We start from the raw sequence: 18,228 nt of genomic DNA, 5'->3' as shown, positions 1-18,228 counted from the left end.
TGGCGGAACATTCACCGAAAAGTCTTTGGGATTTGGAATTTAAGAAAATTGGAATTTAAAATTCGTACTTTTAACGCCACAAAAAATAGAATATCAATATGAAAAAAGTATTATTTACAACCCTAATGATGATGAGTTTAAGCGCTATCGGACAGAATGTAATGTCACCGGAATTGTTATGGAAATTAGGAAGAGTAACCCCGCTTGGTCTTTCAAAAGATGAAAAAAACATTGTTTTTAAGGTTACAACTCCTTCTGTTGCAGAAAACAAATCAAGTTCTAAATTTTACATTTTACCAGTAAATGGCGGAAATGCAACTGAAATCAAGGACACTAAAGAAGTATTGAGAGACAAAAATATTTCGCCAGACGGAAAATTTTTGGTTTACAATGAAGAAGTAAAAATTGATAAGGTTTTAGGAAAAGATTTTTATCCGGCTTTAGATAAATCTGATGCCCAAATTTATGACGGTCTTGATTATCGCCATTGGGATACCTGGAATGAAGGGAAATTTAACCATGTTTTTTATAAAGAAAATAAAGATGGTGCTGTAGGAATTGACATTTTAAAAGGAGAAACTTTTGACAGTCCGCAAAAACCTTTTGGAGGTGACGAAGATTATATCTGGTCTCCCGACGGAAAAAGTATTTTGTATGTGTGCAAGAAAAAAGCCGGAACTGCGTATGCTATTTCTACTAATACTAACATTTATGAGTACAATTTAGAAACTCAGAAAACAGTAAACAGAACCGAGGATAATTTGGGTTATGATACGGCTCCGCAATTTTCACCGACAGGAAATCTTACCTGGCTTCAAATGAAACGTGATGGCTATGAAGCTGATAAAAATGACATTATTGTTGATTTTAAAGGATTAAAAATAAACCTGACTGCAAATTGGGACGGAACTGTTGATCATTTTATCTGGAGTAAAGATGGTAAAAAAGTATTTTTTGCAGCTCCTGTTGACGGAACTAAACAACTTTTTGAAGTTAATTTTCCCGGGCTGACTAAAATCGCAATTCAGGTTCGTCAATTGACAAATGGTGATTTTGATGTTAATGATTTAGTTGGTTTTTCTGGTGATGACATTATTGTTACGAGAACAGATATGAATCATGCTGCGGAGATTTTTTCTTTTAATTTGAAAAAAAATACCTGGAAACAATTATCTAATATCAACACTGATACCTACAAAACGCTTACGCTTAGCAAAACCGAGAAACGTTACGTAACGACTACAGATGGCAAGAAAATGTTGGTTTGGGTTATTCTGCCTCCAAATTTTGATGCATCAAAAAAATATCCAACTCTTTTATTTTGTCAGGGCGGACCACAATCTGCATTGACACAATCGTATTCTTTCCGTTGGAATTTCTCTTTAATGGCTGCCAAAGGTTATGTTGTCGTTGCACCTAACCGCCGCGGTATGCCAGGTCATGGTGTGGAGTGGAATGAACAAATTAGTAAAGACTGGGGCGGACAGGTTATGGATGATTACCTTTCTGCAATTGACGATGTTGCAAAAGAAAGCTATGTTGACAAAAGCCGTTTAGGTTGTGTTGGTGCCAGTTATGGAGGATATTCTGTATTTTACTTAGCCGGAATTCACAACAACCGTTTCAAAACATTTATAGCTCATGATGGTGTTTTCAACACACAAAGTATGTTCGGGACGACCGAAGAGGTTTTCTTTAACAACTGGGATTTTGGAGGGGCTTATTGGGAGAAAGATAATGTGGCTGCCCAAAAAACATATACTACTTTTAACCCTGCAAGTTTAGTACAGAACTGGAACAAACCTATTTTGATTATTCAGGGAGGAAAAGATTTTCGTGTGCCGATCGGACAGGGACAAGAAGCTTTTCAGGCGGCACAGCTAAGAGGAATCAAAAGTCGTTTCCTGTATTTTCCTGAAGAAAATCACTGGGTGCTAAAACCTCAGAATGCACAGGTTTGGCAAAGTGAATTTTTTAAATGGCTGAATGAAACGCTATAATTAAAAAAGCTTTGAAAGCTATTAACCACAGATTTTTAAGATTTATCCTATGAGCCTTAAAAATCAGTGGTTTTTTTGTAACTTTTCCATAAAATTATATAAGATATTGATATTGCATTATAAGCACTAATCAGAAAATTTTAAATAAATTGCGGCATATTCACGCCTAAAAAACTTCCAAATTCTATCATTGTATGGAAAGTAAAAAAAGTTACATGCCAATCAAAGTTCTCTTCAGTTACATTGTCTTACTGGGCCTCGTAATTACTGTAGGATGGTTTTTATACTCTGAAAATGTTGTTTATAACAAACTTGAAGATAAAATTGCATTTGAAAAAACAAAGATCTTAAGAGTCAGCAAGCTTTTTTCGAATGTTTACAAAACCGAAAGTCTCGCAAGGAAAACAATTCAGACCAACTCCGAAAATGATTTTAAAAGTTACCTCATTGAAACAGATTCCTTAAAATCAAGAATTGATACTTTAAAACAAATTGTTACCACAGAATATCAAAAAGTATTATTAGATAGTGTGACCTATTTATTATCTGAAAAGACAGATAATATTAAGCAGTTAAAAACTATAAAAAACAAGGCTGAAGATGAAGTTTCTGTTAATACAGCTATTGAAGAAATAACAAAAATGGAGTTTAAACTCCGAAAACTGGAACTTCAGGATTTTACCAAAAGTCCTAATGATTTGGGCAGTTATCAAAGAAATGTGCTTCAGAAATATGTAGATTATCTCAACCAGAATATTCCCGATGACAGCACAAATACGTTGAGTAAACAGGCTTCTGATTCTATATTGGCCAATTCAAAAAAACTGCTGAGCAATGTAAAACTAAAAGCAGAAAAAAAGAGAGAATCCCTGAATTTTGAGGAAAACAAACTGCTCAAAAATGAAATTGCGATCTCTGAACAACTTAGAAAAGTCCTTCGGATTATTGAAAGAGAAATCATAATCAATTCAATAAAAAACAATTCCTTAAAAGAGAAATCGCTCAAAAAAGTAAATGAGATTGTAACGGTTTCTGCCATAATTGGTTTATTTCTTACGGTATTTTTTTCTATTTTGATTGTGAGCGATTATTCGAAATCCCAAGTTTATAAAAAACAACTTGAAATTGCGAATTTCAAAACCAAAAACCTGCTTAAAAGCCGTGAACAGCTTATATCTACGGTTAGCCACGACCTCAAAACCCCTTTGAGTACAATTGTAGGCTATACTGAACTTCTGGGCAATTCTGATGTGAATACGAAGCAATCTTATTTTATAAAAAATATTAAAAACTCCTCTGATTATATATCACAGCTTGTACAGGATTTATTGGACTTTTCTCAGATCGAAGCCGGAAAAATCAGCATTGAAAAAGTTCCTTTCTCTTTACCGGAAGTAATTGAAGATGCTGCCAAAAATATTCAGACTGTTTATAAAAACAAACCTATTGATCTTATAATTAATGTCGATGAAAAACTGAATAGAAAAATAGTTGGAGACCCGTTTCGTCTGAAACAAATCCTGACTAATATTGTTGGAAATGCTTATAAATTTACAGAAGAGGGCTTTATAAAAATCAGCACATACGCCACGGAAGATGATTTTTTTACCATTACAATTGAGGATACCGGGATTGGAATTGAAAAGGCAAATCAGCAATTGGTTTTTGAAGAATTTGCGCAGGCAAATGAAAACATTGAAAAGAAATATGGCGGAACCGGTTTAGGTCTTTCTATCTGCAAAAAAATAATTTCTATTCTTGGCGGAACTTTAAACCTTGAAAGCGAATTTGGAGAAGGAAGTACTTTTAAAATCACGCTTCCGTTATTATTTGACAATAGCGAAAATAATACTGTTGAAATTAAAAAACCTGTCCGCATCAATACCAAAAAGCAAACATTTATTGTTATTGATGATGACATCAATTTATTGAATTTGACAAGCGGAGTTTTAAGGCAGGAAAAACATCATGTATTATCTTTTGACAGAGCTGCAAAAGCTTTGGATGCGATTGTCGCAACCAATTTTGATTTTATCATAACAGACATTCAGATGCCTGAAATGGATGGATTCATGTTTATTGAGAAATTAAAAAACGCTGTTAACGTATATAAAAACCAGCCGATAATTGCACTTACGGGCAGAACTGATCTGGACTTTTCGGTTTACAAAAAGGCTGGCTTTACAACCGTAATAAAAAAGCCTTATTCGCCTAAAGTGCTGTTGGAAACGATTCATAATATTCTGGAAAATGAGGAAATTTCAATTGACGAGATAAAATCAATCGAAACTATTCCTCCTGCTCAATTATATTCTTTAGAAACCTTAAAAGAATTTTTGGGGAATGATAATGATGCCCTTCGGGATGTTATAAATTCATTTATTGAAAGTACAGAGGAAAATCTTGTCTCTCTTAATAAAGCGATAACAGAAAAAGACATCGCCGAAATAAGTACAATTACCCACAGAATTGCACCAATGTTTAAACAGATTCAGGCAAATGATATTGCAAACACTTTAAAAGCTTTAGAAAAAAACGAATTTAAAGAAGAAGATCTCGCTACTGTTTTTGAAGGTTTAAAAACCAAAGTCGAAATACTTTTTACTTCTTTAAAAGAAGACGCGGTCTAGTCTATATTATACTGCTTCAATTTATTATAAAGTGTTTTTCTGGTAATTTTAAGCAGTTTTGCAGCTTCTGACTTATTATTTTGTGCTTTTGATAAAGCATGGATAATAGTTTCTCTTTCATTTTCTGATAAAGAAAAAGTACTTGCTGAATTCTGCTGTTTTTGGATTTGAAAAAATTCTGCCGGTAAAACATCGCTTTCGATATAATCGCCACGTGTTAATAATGTAGCACGTTTTACGCAGTTTTGTAATTCACGTAAATTTCCAGGCCAGCTATAATTCTGGAAAATTTTGACAACATCAGGAGAAAATCCGATGATTTCTTTGTTTAATTGCTGGTTGGCTTTTTCTAGGAAATAATCGGCGAAAACCATTAAATCTTCCCCTCTTTCTGTTAGCGAAGGTGACTGAATAGAAAACTCGTTAATTCTATGGTATAAATCTTCACGGAAATCACCGTTTTTTACCGCTTCGCGTAAATCTTCATTTGTGGCGGTAATAATCCTGATATCTACATTTATTTCTTTATTGCTTCCGACCGGTTTTATTTTTCGTTCCTGAAGCGCTCTTAAAAGCTGTATTTGATTTTCGTATGAAAGATTCCCTATTTCATCTAAAAAAAGAGTTCCTCCGTTAGCGGCTTCAAAATAGCCCATTTTATCGCTTATAGCTCCGGTAAAAGATCCTTTCAAATGTCCGAAGAATTCACTTGCTGCTAATTCCTTCGGAATCGCTCCGCAATCAACGGCTATAAAATTGTTGTTTTTCCTATTGCTTTGCTGATGGATACTTTTTGCAATGATTTCTTTTCCGGTACCACTTTCACCAATTATCAAGACCGACATATCTGTAGGGCTAACCAACTGAATATGATCGAGCAATTTTTTTGAGGCTACGGAAATGCCTTTTACAAATTCATTTTCAGTTGCAGGAATTTGTTTTTTTGCAGGTTTATTTTCTTTTGCAGGTGATTCTGTTTGCGGGGTTTGCAAAGCATTTGTAATAACCAATAAAACTTCATCGGGATTAAATGGTTTCGAGATATAATCTGAAGCGCCATTTTTTATCGCTTTTACTGCAGTATTTACATCTGAATAGCCTGTCATTAGTATAACAGGTATTTCCGGATATGCATTTTTAAATTCGGCCATAAGGCCTATACCATCAGAATCAGGCAAGCGAAGGTCGGTCAAAATTAAATCAAACGATTCTTTTTTAACGGCTATTCTTGCTTCTGCTGCAGAAAAGGAAATAGTAACTTCATATGCTTTCTTTACTAGAAATTTCTCTAATAATTTGCAGAATGAAATATCATCTTCTATTAATAAAATCTTAGGCATTTGTTTTTACTGACTTTTTTGCTAAAATAACACTATTAAACTTGTATTCTCACAAAATTTTGCAAAAAAAAAGAGATTGTTTTATAACAATCTCTTTTTCACCAAAAACATAAATCTAATTCACCTAATTATATTTTTAACCAATTGCCATTGACATCTGAGTAAACAGTAGCCTTTTGGTCACCAACTGATATATCTAATTTATATTCCTTTTTATCGTTTACATAAGCCTTTACTAATTTGGCCCCCGGATAAGCAGTTTGCAAAGCTTTGGTTACTGCTGCCGGTACAGTATCTGTACTGATTTCAGTATATTCAGTCTGTGCACTTGCTTCAATATTCACTTCTGGCGAAGGTGTAATTGTAGTGGCATAAATTGATAAACTTGCTAAAACGATTGCTGCTGAAAGAACTATCTTTTTCATAATAAATTATTTTTTAATGATATTTCCTGAAGCATCAGTGAATATAGTGTACTTAGTTTCCCCTTTAGAGATTTCAAGTTTATATTCTTTCTTTTCGTTTACATACGCTTTTTCAAGCTTTGTACCCGGAAAAGATTTTTCAATTGTTGATTTTACTGCTGCCGGAACAGCATCTGCAGTAACCTCAGTAAACTCATCCTGAATTGTTACTGATTGATTCATTGAATTTTGTATTATAGGAGCTGCTGCATTAACAGTTAGACTTCCTAAAATGATTGCTGTGGATAATAGTAACTTTCTCATAGTGATTTGTTTTTATGGGGTTATTTGACAGTTTATTTATTATTTTTTAAGAATGTTTCCTTGAGCATCAGTGTAAACTGTAGATTTTACATCTCTTACAACAATGTCAATTTTGTATTCTTTTTTATCATTTACATATGCTTTTTCAAGCTTTACTCCAGGATACGCATTGTCTAAAGCTGTTTTGATCGCTGCCGGAACAGCATCTACTTCTTTATATTCATCCTGAGTTACTGTTTGAACCATTGGATTTTTTACTAAAATGGTTCCTGCCTGCGCTGAAAGTGTTCCTAGAACAATTGCAGCTGATAAAATTAATTTTTTCATAATTTATAGTTTTACGGTTACTTTTGGTTATTTTTTGATCCAGGTTCCATCTGCGTTTGCAAAAAGGTTTCCTGTTTTATCTCCAACTGTAACATCTAGTTTGTATTGTGAGTTTGCATTTTTATATGCTTTAGAAAGTACTGCATCCGGATAAGCTTTTTTAAGAGCATCGGTTACTGCTGCAGGAAGTTCTTCTAATTTTATCTCAGTATATTCATCTTGAACTGAGACTGTTTTTACGATTGTATTTGTTATTGGCGAAGTTGAGGCAAATGATGTTAAACCTCCCAAAACGATTGCGGCTGATAAAAATAAATTTTTCATGGTAGTTATATTTTAAAATAGTTAATTTAATTTTAGTATTCTTGATTTGAATTTTCACGGGAATATTGATTATTTTTTAATCCAAGATCCATCTGCATTAGCATAAAGATTCCCAACTTTGTCTCCTACTGCAACATCTAATTTATATTCTGATTTTGCATTTTTGTATGCTTTAGAAAGTACAGCATCCGGGTATGCTTTTTTCAAAGCTTCGGTAATTGCTGCCGGTACTTCTTCTAATTTAATTTCAGTATATTCATCCTGAATTGAAATTGTTTTTACTATTGTATTAGTTATTGGAGAAGTTGAAGCAAATGAAGTTAAACCTCCCAAAACGATTGCGGCTGATAAGAATAAATTTTTCATGATGTGTATATTTAAGTTATATAATAGTTTTGTTTACACTTTAAGTAATGAAATTATTATGCCGTAACTTGAAATAAACCTTCAAAACACTACAAACCCCTATAAATAAAGCCTTTAACCGTATCGTGCCAAAACTCGCACACTACAAAAAGTGTGTAATGGATTGAAAAAGTGTGTAAAAAGTATACACTAAATGTGTTTACTTGCCATTATTGACAAAAAAACCCGACAAGTATTTCAAACCTGTCGGGGCTAAATTTGAGTTTTAAAAAAAAAGCTGTCGATTTCGACAGCTTTAATATTATTCCTCTATAGGTTTCATTTTAAATGTATCCATAAATGCAGTTGTATAGTCTCCTGCAATATATTTTGGATCATCCATTAATTGTCTGTGGAAAGGTATTGTAGTTTTCACACCTTCAATAACGAATTCATCTAAAGCTCTTCGCATTTTACTGATTGCTTCTTCACGAGACTGAGCTGTTGTAATTAACTTAGCAATCATAGAATCGTAATTTGGCGGAATGCTGTAACCAGAATAAACATGAGTATCTAAACGCACTCCGTGTCCTCCTGGCATATGAAGCGTAGTAATTTTTCCTGGTGAAGGACGAAAATCATTATAAGGATCTTCTGCATTAATACGACATTCTATAGCGTGTAATTCCGGTAAATAGTTTTTTCCTGAAATCGGAATTCCGGCTGCAACCATAATCTGCTCACGAATCAAATCATAATCAATAACTTGTTCTGTAATTGGATGCTCTACCTGAATACGGGTATTCATTTCCATGAAATAAAAATTTCTGTGCTTATCAACCAAAAATTCTACCGTTCCTGCTCCTTCATATTTAATAAACTCAGCAGCTTTTACAGCAGCCTCACCCATTTTAGTACGCAATTCATCAGTCATGAATGGTGAAGGTGTTTCTTCAGTAAGTTTTTGGTGACGACGCTGCACAGAACAATCTCTTTCAGAAAGGTGACATGCTTTACCGTAAGAATCTCCGACAACCTGAATTTCGATATGGCGTGGTTCTTCAATAAGTTTCTCCATATACATACCGTCATTTCCAAAAGCTGCAGCAGCTTCCTGACGTGCACTTTCCCAAGCTTTCAAAAGCTCTTCTTCTTTCCAGATCGCACGCATTCCTTTTCCACCACCACCGGCAGTAGCTTTCATCATTACTGGATAACCAATTTCTTTGGCTGTTTTTTGTGCATGTTCAAAAGATTCTAATAATCCGTCTGAACCTGGTACACATGGTACTCCTGCAGCTTTCATTGTAGCTTTTGCAGAAGCTTTATCTCCCATTCTGTCGATCATTTCAGGAGCGGCACCAATAAATTTGATTCCGTGTTCCTGACAAATTTTAGAGAATTTGGCGTTCTCTGAAAGAAATCCATATCCCGGGTGAATTGCGTCTGCATTTGTAATTTCTGCAGCAGCAATAATATTTGACATTTTCAAATACGATAAGTTACTTGGAGGAGGACCAATACAAACCGCTTCGTCAGCAAACTTAACATGTAGACTTTCTGCATCGGCTGTAGAGTAAACTGCTACAGTTTTGATTCCCATCTCTTTACATGTACGAATTACACGAAGTGCAATTTCTCCTCTATTCGCAATTAATATTTTTTTAAACATCTTATTTTAATTAGATAATTAGACAATTTGATAATTAGATAATTCTAGATGATATAAATCGATCTAAAATCTAAAATCTAAAATCTAAATTTTTATGATGGATCAACTAAGAATAAAGGTTGGTCAAATTCTACAGGCGACATATCGTCTACAAGAATTTTTACAATTTTACCTGAAACTTCTGATTCGATTTCGTTGAATAATTTCATTGCTTCAATTACACAAAGAACATCACCTTTTGCAATAGTGCTTCCTACTTCTGTGAAAACTGGTTTGTCCGGAGACGGTTTTCTATAAAAAGTTCCAATAATTGGAGATTTTATAGTTATGTATTTAGAATCGTTAGCCGCTGGTGCTTCTGGAGTTACATTTACAACTGTTGGAGCTGTAACTTGCGGAACTGTCGCCTGAGGTAATGCTTGCTGAGCAGGCAATTGCTGTACGTAAGTTGCTTCTGTTACATTTGTTTCCAAAGTTGTTCTGATCGTGATTTTTACATCATCCATTTCTAACTTAACTTCTGCAACTCCCGAATTTGCAACAAATTTGATTAGGTTTTGAATTTCTTTTAAATCCATAATGATTCGTTTTTAGTTTAATTTATTTTTTATCGTAAGCCCATTTTAGGTAAATAGATCCCCAAGTGAATCCTCCACCAAAAGCGGCAAAAATAATGTTATCTCCTTTTTTGAATAAGTGCTCAAAGTCGTTTAGCACTAATGGCAAAGTTGCTGAAGTTGTATTACCATATTTTTCAATATTCATTAATACTTTAGAATCTTCAAGTTCCATTCTTCCTGCTGTTGCATCAATAATACGTTTGTTTGCCTGATGCGGCACTAACCAGTTAACATCTTCATTAGTCAAATTGTTTCTTTTCAGAATCAATTCGCTGGCATCTGCCATATTCGTTACTGCATATTTAAAAACGGTTTTTCCGTCCTGAATAATGTTGTGTAGTCTGTTTTTTACGGTGTCTTCTGTAGTTGGTATTAAAGAACCGCCGGCAGGAATTTTAAGAAAATCGCGTCCTACACCGTCGCTGCGTAAATATTCATCTTGTAAACCTAAGCCTTCGTGATTTGGTTCAAATAAAACTGCACCTGCTCCATCGCCAAAAATAATACAAGTTGCACGGTCTGTATAATCTACAATTGATGACATCTTATCAGCACCGATTAATAATACTTTTTTATATCTTCCTGACTGTACATAAGCTGCTGCGGTAGACATACCATATAAGAAACTTGAACATGCTGCCTGCAAATCGTATGCAAATGCATTTGTAGCTCCAATTTCTGTTGCAACATAAACTCCTGTAGAGGCTACCGGCATGTCTGCTGTAGCTGTTGCCATTATAATCATATCAATCTCTAAAGGATCAATGTTAGCTTTCGCTATTAAATCTTGTGCTGCTTTTATAGCAAGAAACGATGTTCCTTTATCAGCATCTTTAAGAATTCTTCTTTCTTTTATTCCGGTACGAGTGGTAATCCATTCGTCATTGGTATCAACCATTGTTTCCAACACCTTGTTTGAAAGTACAAAGTCAGGGACATAAGCTCCAACAGCGGTAATTGCGGCTGTGATTGTATTCATTATATTCTATTATTTCCTTCCAAATACTTCTATTTGAAAAATTTTTAAAAGACTTGAAAATTACAAAAAAAAACAAAGCAAATTTGTATCTATTTTCTTAAAAAACGAAAAGTATAACCAACAAAAAAAACTCTCACAAGGTGAGAGTTCCAATATTTTTTACAAAAACGTATTAAGCAACCGCTTCAGATTTATCGATAACAACTTGTCCTCTGTAATACATTTTACCTTCATGCCAGTAAGCTCTGTGGTATAAATGTGCTTCTCCAGTAATTGGACATGTAGCGATTTGAGCTACAGTAGCTTTATAATGTGTTCTTCTCTTATCTCTTCTTGTTTTCGAGATTTTTCTCTTAGGATGTGCCATTTTACTATATTATTTATCCGTTAATAGTTTCTTTAATTTTTCCCAACGCGGGTCAATATCTTCTTCTTCTTTATTCTCAACTTTTTCTTCTTTGACTCTTAATTCATTCAGCTTGGTTAAGGCTTCCGTTTGCAAACTTCCGTCTTTAACTCCTGGATGAACTCGTTTCAGCGGCACAGAGAGAGCAATCATTTCATAAATGTATTGTGCTACATCTATCTCAAACTCGCCATGTGGCAAAATCAGCAACTCTTCATTATCGTTGTTGAATTCTTCTCCAAAACGAACAATCAATTTCATTTTACCTTTTAAGGGAAGATCAAAATCTTCTCCAGTTAGATCACAAGGTACGTTTACAGTTCCTTTGTGTTTAAAATCTAACTCCAGCATAGTGCTTTTCTTATCTAAAACTAAACTTACTTTGATATCTGAATTTTGAAATTCGTCATACTCAAAGTTCTCAAAGAACGCATTATTTATCTGATACTCAAAATGGTGTTTTCCTAGTTTTAATCCTACGAAAGGAATTAAAAATTCTTTTGTTTTGCTCATTTCAACATCAATTTGACCAATTCGTTTCTGAAAACAGATATCTGAATTGGGGTGCAAAGATATAAAATTATTATAAATCTAATAATCTTATTCACCTTTTTTTGTTTATAACTGTTTTTCTTTTATTTTAAGAGGTTTTTGACTAATCTCCTCATATTGATTACGCGAGCGAAAAATATCAATTGCCAGATAAACAGCCTCTTTAAATGAATTGTAATCTGCTTCATCTTTTCCGGCAATATCATAAGCTGTACCATGGTCCGGGGAAGTTCTTACCTTGTTTAAACCTGCTGTATAATTCACTCCTTTACCAAAAGACAGCGTCTTAAACGGAATAAGTCCCTGATCGTGATAAGCAGCTACTACAGCATCATATTTCTCGTATTGGCTGCTTCCGAAAAAACCGTCTGCGGGAAATGGTCCAAACACCATAGTTCCATTATCAAATATTTTTTTCAAAACCGGTTTCAAAACCAAATCATCTTCTTTTCCAATCACTCCTCCATCGCCAGCATGCGGATTTAATCCCAAAACAGCAATTTTAGGTCTTACGATACTAAAATCTTCAATCAATGATTTTCTTATCGTTTCTATTTTTCTTGTAATCAATTCTTCCGTCAGGTGCGAAGAAACTTCATTTAAAGGAACGTGGTCTGTCAATAAACCAACTCTCAGATTATCCTGCACCATCATCATCAATGCATTTCCTTCTAATTCCTGATCTAAATAATCTGTATGTCCCGGAAACTTAAATTCTTCTGACTGAATATTATATTTATTGATTGGAGCTGTAACCAAAACATCAATCTGATCTTCTTTTAGGGCTTTTGTTGCGGCCACAAAAGATTTTATGGCATACTCACCAATCTTCACATCATTTACTCCAAAATTGATATCAACACCTTCGCGCCAAAGATTAAAAACATTCACCTTACCCGGTAAAACCTGATCTAATTTATCAACTCCATGAAACTGAACTGTTGAAGTAACGCTTTTTTTAACAAAGGAAAGAATCTTCGCATTTGCAAAAATAACAGGCGTACAGAGTTCCAACATACGAGGATCTTCGAATGTTTTTAGTATAACTTCGCTTCCAATACCGTTTAAATCTCCTATTGAAATTCCAACAATTATATTTTCTGCTTTTTTATTCATGAGCTCAGTTTATTTATTACTAATTTTGATGTGCAAATTTAGTAAAATAAAACTACAATGTTCACAGGAATTATAGAAACACTAGGAAGGGTTCACAAAATAGAAAAAGATCAAAACAATCTTCATGTAACGGTTGAGTCTTCTTTCACAAACGAGTTAAAAATTGACCAAAGCGTATCTCACAATGGAATCTGCTTAACTGTTGTTGCTATCCAAGACACTTTTTATACGGTAACAGCTATTGATGAAACTATTTTAAAAACTAATATTGGAGACTGGAAAGTAAATGATATTGTTAATCTGGAGAGAGGCATGAAACTTGGTGACCGTCTTGACGGACATATTGTACAGGGTCATGTAGATCAAACCGGAACTTGTATCGGTATAGAGGAAGCAAACGGAAGCTGGAATTATACTTTTGAGTATGACGAAAAACTAAACAACATAACGATAGAAAAAGGTTCTATAACAGTAAACGGAGTAAGCCTAACTGTTGTAAATTCTAAAACAAATCAATTTAGTGTTTCGATAATTCCGTATACTTTTGAAAATACAAATTTTAAAAACTTTAAGGTTGGAACTAAAATTAATTTAGAATTTGATGTTGTAGGAAAATATATTTCCAGGCTTTATTCTATAAACAAATAATTACAAATTACTTAAAAAAAGAAAAGCTTCAGTTTAAACTGAAGCTTTTCTTTTTGAGTTATATGTATATATAGTACAAGTTCCGAAAATTAATGCGCTTGCAAATAAAATAAGCAAATGCTGATCGATTGGCGCTCCCGGTGGCGCAACTGGCCCAGCAGCAGCTGCACTAGATCTCGCCATTTCCGGCGACGGAGGTACTGTTTCAGCTTTAATATTTGAAACATTTATCAATATTAAAAAAAATACCAACAATAGGCTCTTAGATACTTTCATAAATTCCAGTTTATTGAAAATCATTTAATTACAATCTTCAAAATTACTTCTCATATTATAATTCCCACAAAGAAAAACCTTTGTGAATTCCTTCCGCAAATGTATAAGAATTTCATTCAAATACAAGTTTTTTGAGCAAAAAAAAAGCTTCATAAAATTTATGAAGCTTTTTGTGGTCCCACCTGGGCTCGAACCAGGGACCACCTGATTATGAGTCAGGTGCTCTAACCAGCTGAGCTATAGGACCGGTTTGAGGATGCAATATTACTACTATTTTTTGTTCACTCCAAATATTTTAAGGTCTGATTTGTATTTAATTTTAAATACCCGTAACTATTTTTTAAACTTAATTGATTTTCAATAGCTTATTTCGGAGATAAAAAATGTTTTTTTTTATTTAATTTCCTGACAAAGCTCTACCAAAACACCATTTGTGTTCTTCGGATGCAGAAAAACGACCAGTTTATTATCAGCTCCTTTCTTCGGAACTTCGTTTATCAACACAAAACCTTCTTTTTTTAAACGTTCTATTTCTGAATAAATATCTTCTACATCAAAAGCAATGTGATGAATTCCTTCGCCTTTTTTCTCCAGGAATTTCGCAATCGGACTTTCAGGATTTGTTGCCATCAAAAGCTCAATCTTACTTTCGCCAGTTTGAAAAAATGATGTCAAAACGCCCTCACTTACCACTTCTTCTGATTTATAAAATGTTACTCCCAATAATTTTTCAAACAAAACATTAGCGTCCTGTATATTTTTTACTGCAATTCCTATATGTTCAATTTTATTTACCATTTCATTCAAGTATTAAATCCCTTTATTGGTTTACATATGTATTAAAGTAACCACATTCTGCTATTACGTCCTGATAGTATTTTGTATCTGAATACTCTTTTTTTAATATCTTAAAACCATTCCAGGCGATGAAATTTATTTTATCATCCTCAATCTCCCAATACCTTTTGATGTTGTTGTATTTCTTATTGTAATACTCATTTCTTTCGCACTTTGCGATCAAATAGATACATTTTGCTTTTTGCTCTTTGGTTGTGGCGGCCTCAAATGCTTTTTGATAATACATTTTTGAAACATTACAATTGGTAATCATTTCCCGCATTTTATCTCTAAACGAATACGGACTTGATCCATAACCTACAATACTGATTTCATAAAATGTTCTGCCGTTTCCAAAATGAGTGATATTATAGAATGCATTTCCAAGCAGCAAACTATTGGTATATACGTCTTCTTTTTGAGCTAATTTATCCTGCATGTCTTTTATCGTAGTCAGGAATTCTATCTGAGAATATTTTCGCTTCTGATATGCTGCATGATCACAGTCGTGACAATCTTTAATACTTCCGTTAAACGGATTTCCTAAAAAAGTATAATATTGTACAGAATCTGTTTGCTGTAAAAAGGCAATTGCTTCCGGAATTTTATTTTTAAAAGTAGCCTGAATTGCCTGAAAGTTGTTAATGTCTTTTAATTTCAAGTTATAGATTCCGGCGCCTATTTGCTCAATTTCTGTTTTGTTTGATTTGGCTAAAAATGCTTTCATATTCAACAAATCCTTTTCATTGTCATAAAAAGAATTTCCTGCATTCCAATATCCATACGGCGAAGTACCAAACAATTCGGCCATTACAGGATCTGATTTTGCTCTGTAAAGTACCGCCAGATAATTCTTGCTCCATTGTGCAGCATTTTGATAACGAAACTCCTCTCCTTTATATTTTTTCGGAAGTTCCTGATACAGCCAGTTCAAATCTGCCAAAACAGTTTTTACATTAGAATCTGTAAGCTTGTCTATTTTGCTCATATTGTTTACAAAACGCAGTAAGCGCAGCTGGTTTGCTGCCAACTCTGTTTTAGGAAGTGTTTTTTCGGCTTTATCAAAATTCTTGTCTGCATTGGCAAAATTGCCTTCTAAAGTTTGCAGATATCCAAGTGCCATATCCCACAAATAAGGCTTTTCTGTATTTCCTGCAACGGAAATTTTCGCAATCAGATCGACTGCTTTTTTATCGATTTTAGCTTGATTTTCTATTCTGTTTTCTGCAATTGTCTGTGCTTTTACAGGAAGATTATCTCCTTGATTTTGCTGAAATGAATTATTGATTTTTTGTTCAAGAGAATTAACAAGTCTCGTTGCCAGATAATTTAAATGTTCACTTTTCGGATTCAATCCATAAATTTTCTCAATAGCCTGTCTTTCGTCTTTATAATATCCGTGTATCGCCCAAAGTGCAGCTTTCTCATCATTATTTTTTGCCATTGCCAGTGATTTTGTCCAGTCACTTTCGTTTTTTGGATGAAAACTATAGGCCGTTACCACTCTCATTTGAGGGCATTTGTCAAAAACCTGAGCATAGATATAGTTTGATATTGCATATTTTTTCTGCTGATAGTTTACTCCTGCTACATAAGCAAGTGCACGGTAATATAAAATGTTTTTGGGCACGAAAGCTTCTGTTTTATTAAAAAACAAAATTGCTTTTTGCTTATCATTGCTATAAAAACGGGCTTTCATTGTGAGGAACCAATAACGATTCTTTAAGAATGGATCCGATGTCATATTGTATACGTTTTCAATAGACTGAATCATTTTTGCGTCATTAAACGTTTTGGCCACAACAGGATCATAACTCCAGTAGTCTTCTCCTATAGAAACTGTTTCTATTTTTTGCGCCAAATACAAGAACTCGATAAAAGCTTTTACTCTTTCTTCTTTTAAACTAATTTTTTTGCCCCATTTTAAAGAGGTATTATTATTCTTTTTAGTTTTTAAAAAAATATGAAGCTGTTCAATTTCTGTTTTATTAGCTGCAATTTTATCTCTCTCTTCATAATATTTTGGCGATTGATCACCTATAAGAAAATAATTAATTGTTGCAGTATCTGCTCTCCCTTTTAGATAAACTTCCCAATCTGATTTTATATTTTCGTTGAAACGGGAATTGTGTTCTGTATCAAAACCAATTCCATAAAAAATCCCGCCCGATAAAAAAAGCGGCGAATATGATTTGTCTGCAAAAGTTTCTGGCGTAAAATTAGAATTGTAGCCAAAAAAATCCCAGTCATCGCCTCCTCCACAAGCATAAATTATTCCATATACAAAAAGCAATAACGTACTAAAAGCAAGAAACAACTTGTTCAAAAATATTCTTTTCATAATTTTTTAAATTGAATTGGTCTAAATCGTAAAATATAATTTCTTTCGGGGACTGAGCCAGGTTTTCATCCAGCTCATTTGCCATTTGTTTTAAATCTTCTGTAGTAATGCCTTCTATTTTTAGCAAATCATTTTCCTCATAAAACACTCCGTTTTTGTAGTTTGAGTGTTTTGTTTTAAAAAACATCACGCTTATCTGCTCGAAATTTTCATCTTTTTTAAGTTCGTTCACATACAACTTGGATCGTAATCCTATTACTTTCTTATTTCTAATATGAACTCCCCATGAATATATTGGCAATGCAACATCCAGATGCAGTGGGTATTTTTTTAAACTTTTTAAATATTTTGCTGCCACATTCTGGTCATAAATTGAATTTAAAGAATCTGCTGCTATCGCTCCCATATTATAATACATTAAAACCCCCGAATCTACATTGGGAATCTTCGTTTTCCTGAAGTATTTTACCTGATGTAAACGAATGGTTGCTGATAATGTTTTGCCCGAAAGCTTTTTAAACCGTTCTATAAATTTGAGGTAATTGTCTTTGCTGGTCAATGTCCAGTCGCAGTCTATCTGAATTTCTTTGCATTCAATTTTGTTTTTTTTATTTATCTGATCTACAAAATGAATTGTTTTTTTAGCCAGGTTTTCGATATCTAAGCCAGATTGCAACATTACTTTGTTCTGGATAAAAATGACCGGAACAATATTGAATTTACTAACATTTTCGTGAAACCGGATTGGACTAATCGGAATTGGTTCTTTGGTGTCTGCCTGCAGTCCTATATCAAAATATCTTACATATAATTTTTGAACAGCATTTTCACTAAGGGTTTCATTTTCACTTTTAGAGAATTTGAGTATTGTTTTCCAATAATAAAAAGAGATTTTAGGCTGTTCGCTCTTACCACAGGAAACCAGCAGAAAAGTCAGCAATACCAAATAAAATGTTTTTAACAAAACTGGGGAAATTATATTTAAAATCAAAAATAAGAAATTATATCAAAAGGATGGATTCAAAATTGAAAAAGCATTTATCCGTAATTCTAAAATCCTAATAAATGGATAAAAAATTTCAATTAA

Annotated in this window: 19 protein-coding genes and 1 tRNA gene; 3 read left to right on the top strand and 17 right to left on the bottom strand. The window is 33.6% G+C overall.

Annotated elements, in window-relative coordinates; translation table 11 throughout:
- The first annotated feature begins 98 nt into the window (after nucleotides 1-98).
- Both JOD96_RS09450 and JOD96_RS09445 read left to right on the top strand, forming a co-directional pair.
- Entirely contained in the window at nucleotides 99-2,000 is a 1,902-nt protein-coding gene (locus JOD96_RS09450) for a S9 family peptidase (RefSeq protein WP_209564034.1), read from the top strand.
- A 194-nt stretch (nucleotides 2,001-2,194) separates the two neighbouring features.
- Nucleotides 2,195-4,630 carry an ATP-binding protein gene (locus JOD96_RS09445; RefSeq protein ID WP_209564033.1) on the top strand — a complete coding sequence of 812 codons (2,436 nt, stop codon included), beginning with the start codon at nucleotides 2,195-2,197 and terminating at the stop codon, nucleotides 4,628-4,630.
- On the opposite strand, the gene JOD96_RS09440 is transcribed toward JOD96_RS09445, so the two are convergent.
- The 12 genes from JOD96_RS09440 to pdxA form a co-directional block, all read right to left on the bottom strand.
- Entirely contained in the window at nucleotides 4,627-5,970 is a 1,344-nt protein-coding gene (locus JOD96_RS09440; RefSeq protein ID WP_209564032.1) for a sigma-54-dependent transcriptional regulator, read from the bottom strand. The genes JOD96_RS09445 and JOD96_RS09440 overlap by 4 nt on opposite strands.
- 128 nt (nucleotides 5,971-6,098) lie before the next feature.
- Nucleotides 6,099-6,395, bottom strand: coding sequence for a hypothetical protein (locus tag JOD96_RS09435; protein ID WP_209564031.1), 297 nt, complete (start codon nucleotides 6,393-6,395; stop codon nucleotides 6,099-6,101).
- 6 nt (nucleotides 6,396-6,401) lie between these two features.
- Entirely contained in the window at nucleotides 6,402-6,698 is a 297-nt protein-coding gene (locus tag JOD96_RS09430; RefSeq protein WP_209564030.1) for a PepSY-like domain-containing protein, read from the bottom strand.
- A 39-nt stretch (nucleotides 6,699-6,737) separates the two neighbouring features.
- On the bottom strand, nucleotides 6,738-7,025 hold the full coding sequence (locus JOD96_RS09425; RefSeq protein ID WP_209564029.1) for a hypothetical protein: 288 nt from the start codon (nucleotides 7,023-7,025) through the stop codon (nucleotides 6,738-6,740).
- A gap of 27 nt (nucleotides 7,026-7,052) precedes the next feature.
- On the bottom strand, nucleotides 7,053-7,349 hold the full coding sequence (locus JOD96_RS09420; RefSeq protein ID WP_209564028.1) for a hypothetical protein: 297 nt from the start codon (nucleotides 7,347-7,349) through the stop codon (nucleotides 7,053-7,055).
- Nucleotides 7,350-7,418: 69 nt separating this feature from the next.
- Nucleotides 7,419-7,715, bottom strand: coding sequence for a hypothetical protein (locus JOD96_RS09415; protein ID WP_209564027.1), 297 nt, complete (start codon nucleotides 7,713-7,715; stop codon nucleotides 7,419-7,421).
- A 301-nt stretch (nucleotides 7,716-8,016) separates the two neighbouring features.
- The gene (gene accC / locus JOD96_RS09410; protein ID WP_209564026.1) at nucleotides 8,017-9,366 is read right to left on the bottom strand and encodes an acetyl-CoA carboxylase biotin carboxylase subunit; all 1,350 of its coding nucleotides are present in this window, start codon (nucleotides 9,364-9,366) and stop codon (nucleotides 8,017-8,019) included.
- Nucleotides 9,367-9,458: 92 nt separating this feature from the next.
- A complete protein-coding gene (gene accB / locus JOD96_RS09405) occupies nucleotides 9,459-9,944 on the bottom strand; it encodes an acetyl-CoA carboxylase biotin carboxyl carrier protein (RefSeq protein WP_209564025.1) in 486 nt (161 codons plus the stop codon).
- 22 nt (nucleotides 9,945-9,966) lie between these two features.
- On the bottom strand, nucleotides 9,967-10,965 hold the full coding sequence (locus tag JOD96_RS09400) for a beta-ketoacyl-ACP synthase III (RefSeq protein WP_209564024.1): 999 nt from the start codon (nucleotides 10,963-10,965) through the stop codon (nucleotides 9,967-9,969).
- Between the two features lie 172 nt (nucleotides 10,966-11,137).
- Complete coding sequence (gene rpmF, locus JOD96_RS09395) at nucleotides 11,138-11,332, bottom strand: 50S ribosomal protein L32 (protein WP_031455170.1); 195 nt, start codon at nucleotides 11,330-11,332, stop codon at nucleotides 11,138-11,140.
- A gap of 9 nt (nucleotides 11,333-11,341) precedes the next feature.
- On the bottom strand, nucleotides 11,342-11,884 hold the full coding sequence (locus tag JOD96_RS09390) for a YceD family protein (RefSeq protein WP_209564023.1): 543 nt from the start codon (nucleotides 11,882-11,884) through the stop codon (nucleotides 11,342-11,344).
- A gap of 105 nt (nucleotides 11,885-11,989) precedes the next feature.
- Nucleotides 11,990-13,039, bottom strand: a complete 1,050-nt coding sequence (gene pdxA / locus JOD96_RS09385; RefSeq protein ID WP_209564022.1) for a 4-hydroxythreonine-4-phosphate dehydrogenase PdxA — start codon at nucleotides 13,037-13,039, stop codon at nucleotides 11,990-11,992.
- Between the two features lie 57 nt (nucleotides 13,040-13,096).
- On the opposite strand from pdxA, the gene JOD96_RS09380 reads away from it, so the two are divergent.
- Complete coding sequence (locus tag JOD96_RS09380; RefSeq protein ID WP_209564021.1) at nucleotides 13,097-13,687, top strand: riboflavin synthase; 591 nt, start codon at nucleotides 13,097-13,099, stop codon at nucleotides 13,685-13,687.
- A 33-nt stretch (nucleotides 13,688-13,720) separates the two neighbouring features.
- Here JOD96_RS09380 and JOD96_RS09375 read toward each other — a convergent pair whose 3' ends face one another.
- The 5 genes from JOD96_RS09375 to JOD96_RS09355 form a co-directional block, all read right to left on the bottom strand.
- Nucleotides 13,721-13,963 (bottom strand): hypothetical protein, encoded by a 243-nt coding sequence (locus tag JOD96_RS09375; protein WP_209564020.1) that lies wholly within the window; start codon nucleotides 13,961-13,963, stop codon nucleotides 13,721-13,723.
- 173 nt (nucleotides 13,964-14,136) lie between these two features.
- A tRNA-Ile gene (locus JOD96_RS09370) sits at nucleotides 14,137-14,210 on the bottom strand.
- A 146-nt stretch (nucleotides 14,211-14,356) separates the two neighbouring features.
- Complete coding sequence (mce, locus tag JOD96_RS09365) at nucleotides 14,357-14,761, bottom strand: methylmalonyl-CoA epimerase (RefSeq protein ID WP_209564019.1); 405 nt, start codon at nucleotides 14,759-14,761, stop codon at nucleotides 14,357-14,359.
- 22 nt (nucleotides 14,762-14,783) lie between these two features.
- Nucleotides 14,784-17,141, bottom strand: a complete 2,358-nt coding sequence (locus tag JOD96_RS09360; RefSeq protein ID WP_209564018.1) for a hypothetical protein — start codon at nucleotides 17,139-17,141, stop codon at nucleotides 14,784-14,786.
- The gene (locus tag JOD96_RS09355; RefSeq protein ID WP_209564017.1) at nucleotides 17,101-18,105 is read right to left on the bottom strand and encodes a hypothetical protein; all 1,005 of its coding nucleotides are present in this window, start codon (nucleotides 18,103-18,105) and stop codon (nucleotides 17,101-17,103) included. The genes JOD96_RS09360 and JOD96_RS09355 overlap by 41 nt, the downstream gene beginning before the upstream one ends.
- Nucleotides 18,106-18,228: the final 123 nt, after the last annotated feature.

Source organism: Flavobacterium sp. 1355 (assembly GCF_017833415.1).
Taxonomy (GTDB): domain Bacteria; phylum Bacteroidota; class Bacteroidia; order Flavobacteriales; family Flavobacteriaceae; genus Flavobacterium.
This window is presented reverse-complemented; position numbering and strand designations above follow the sequence as displayed.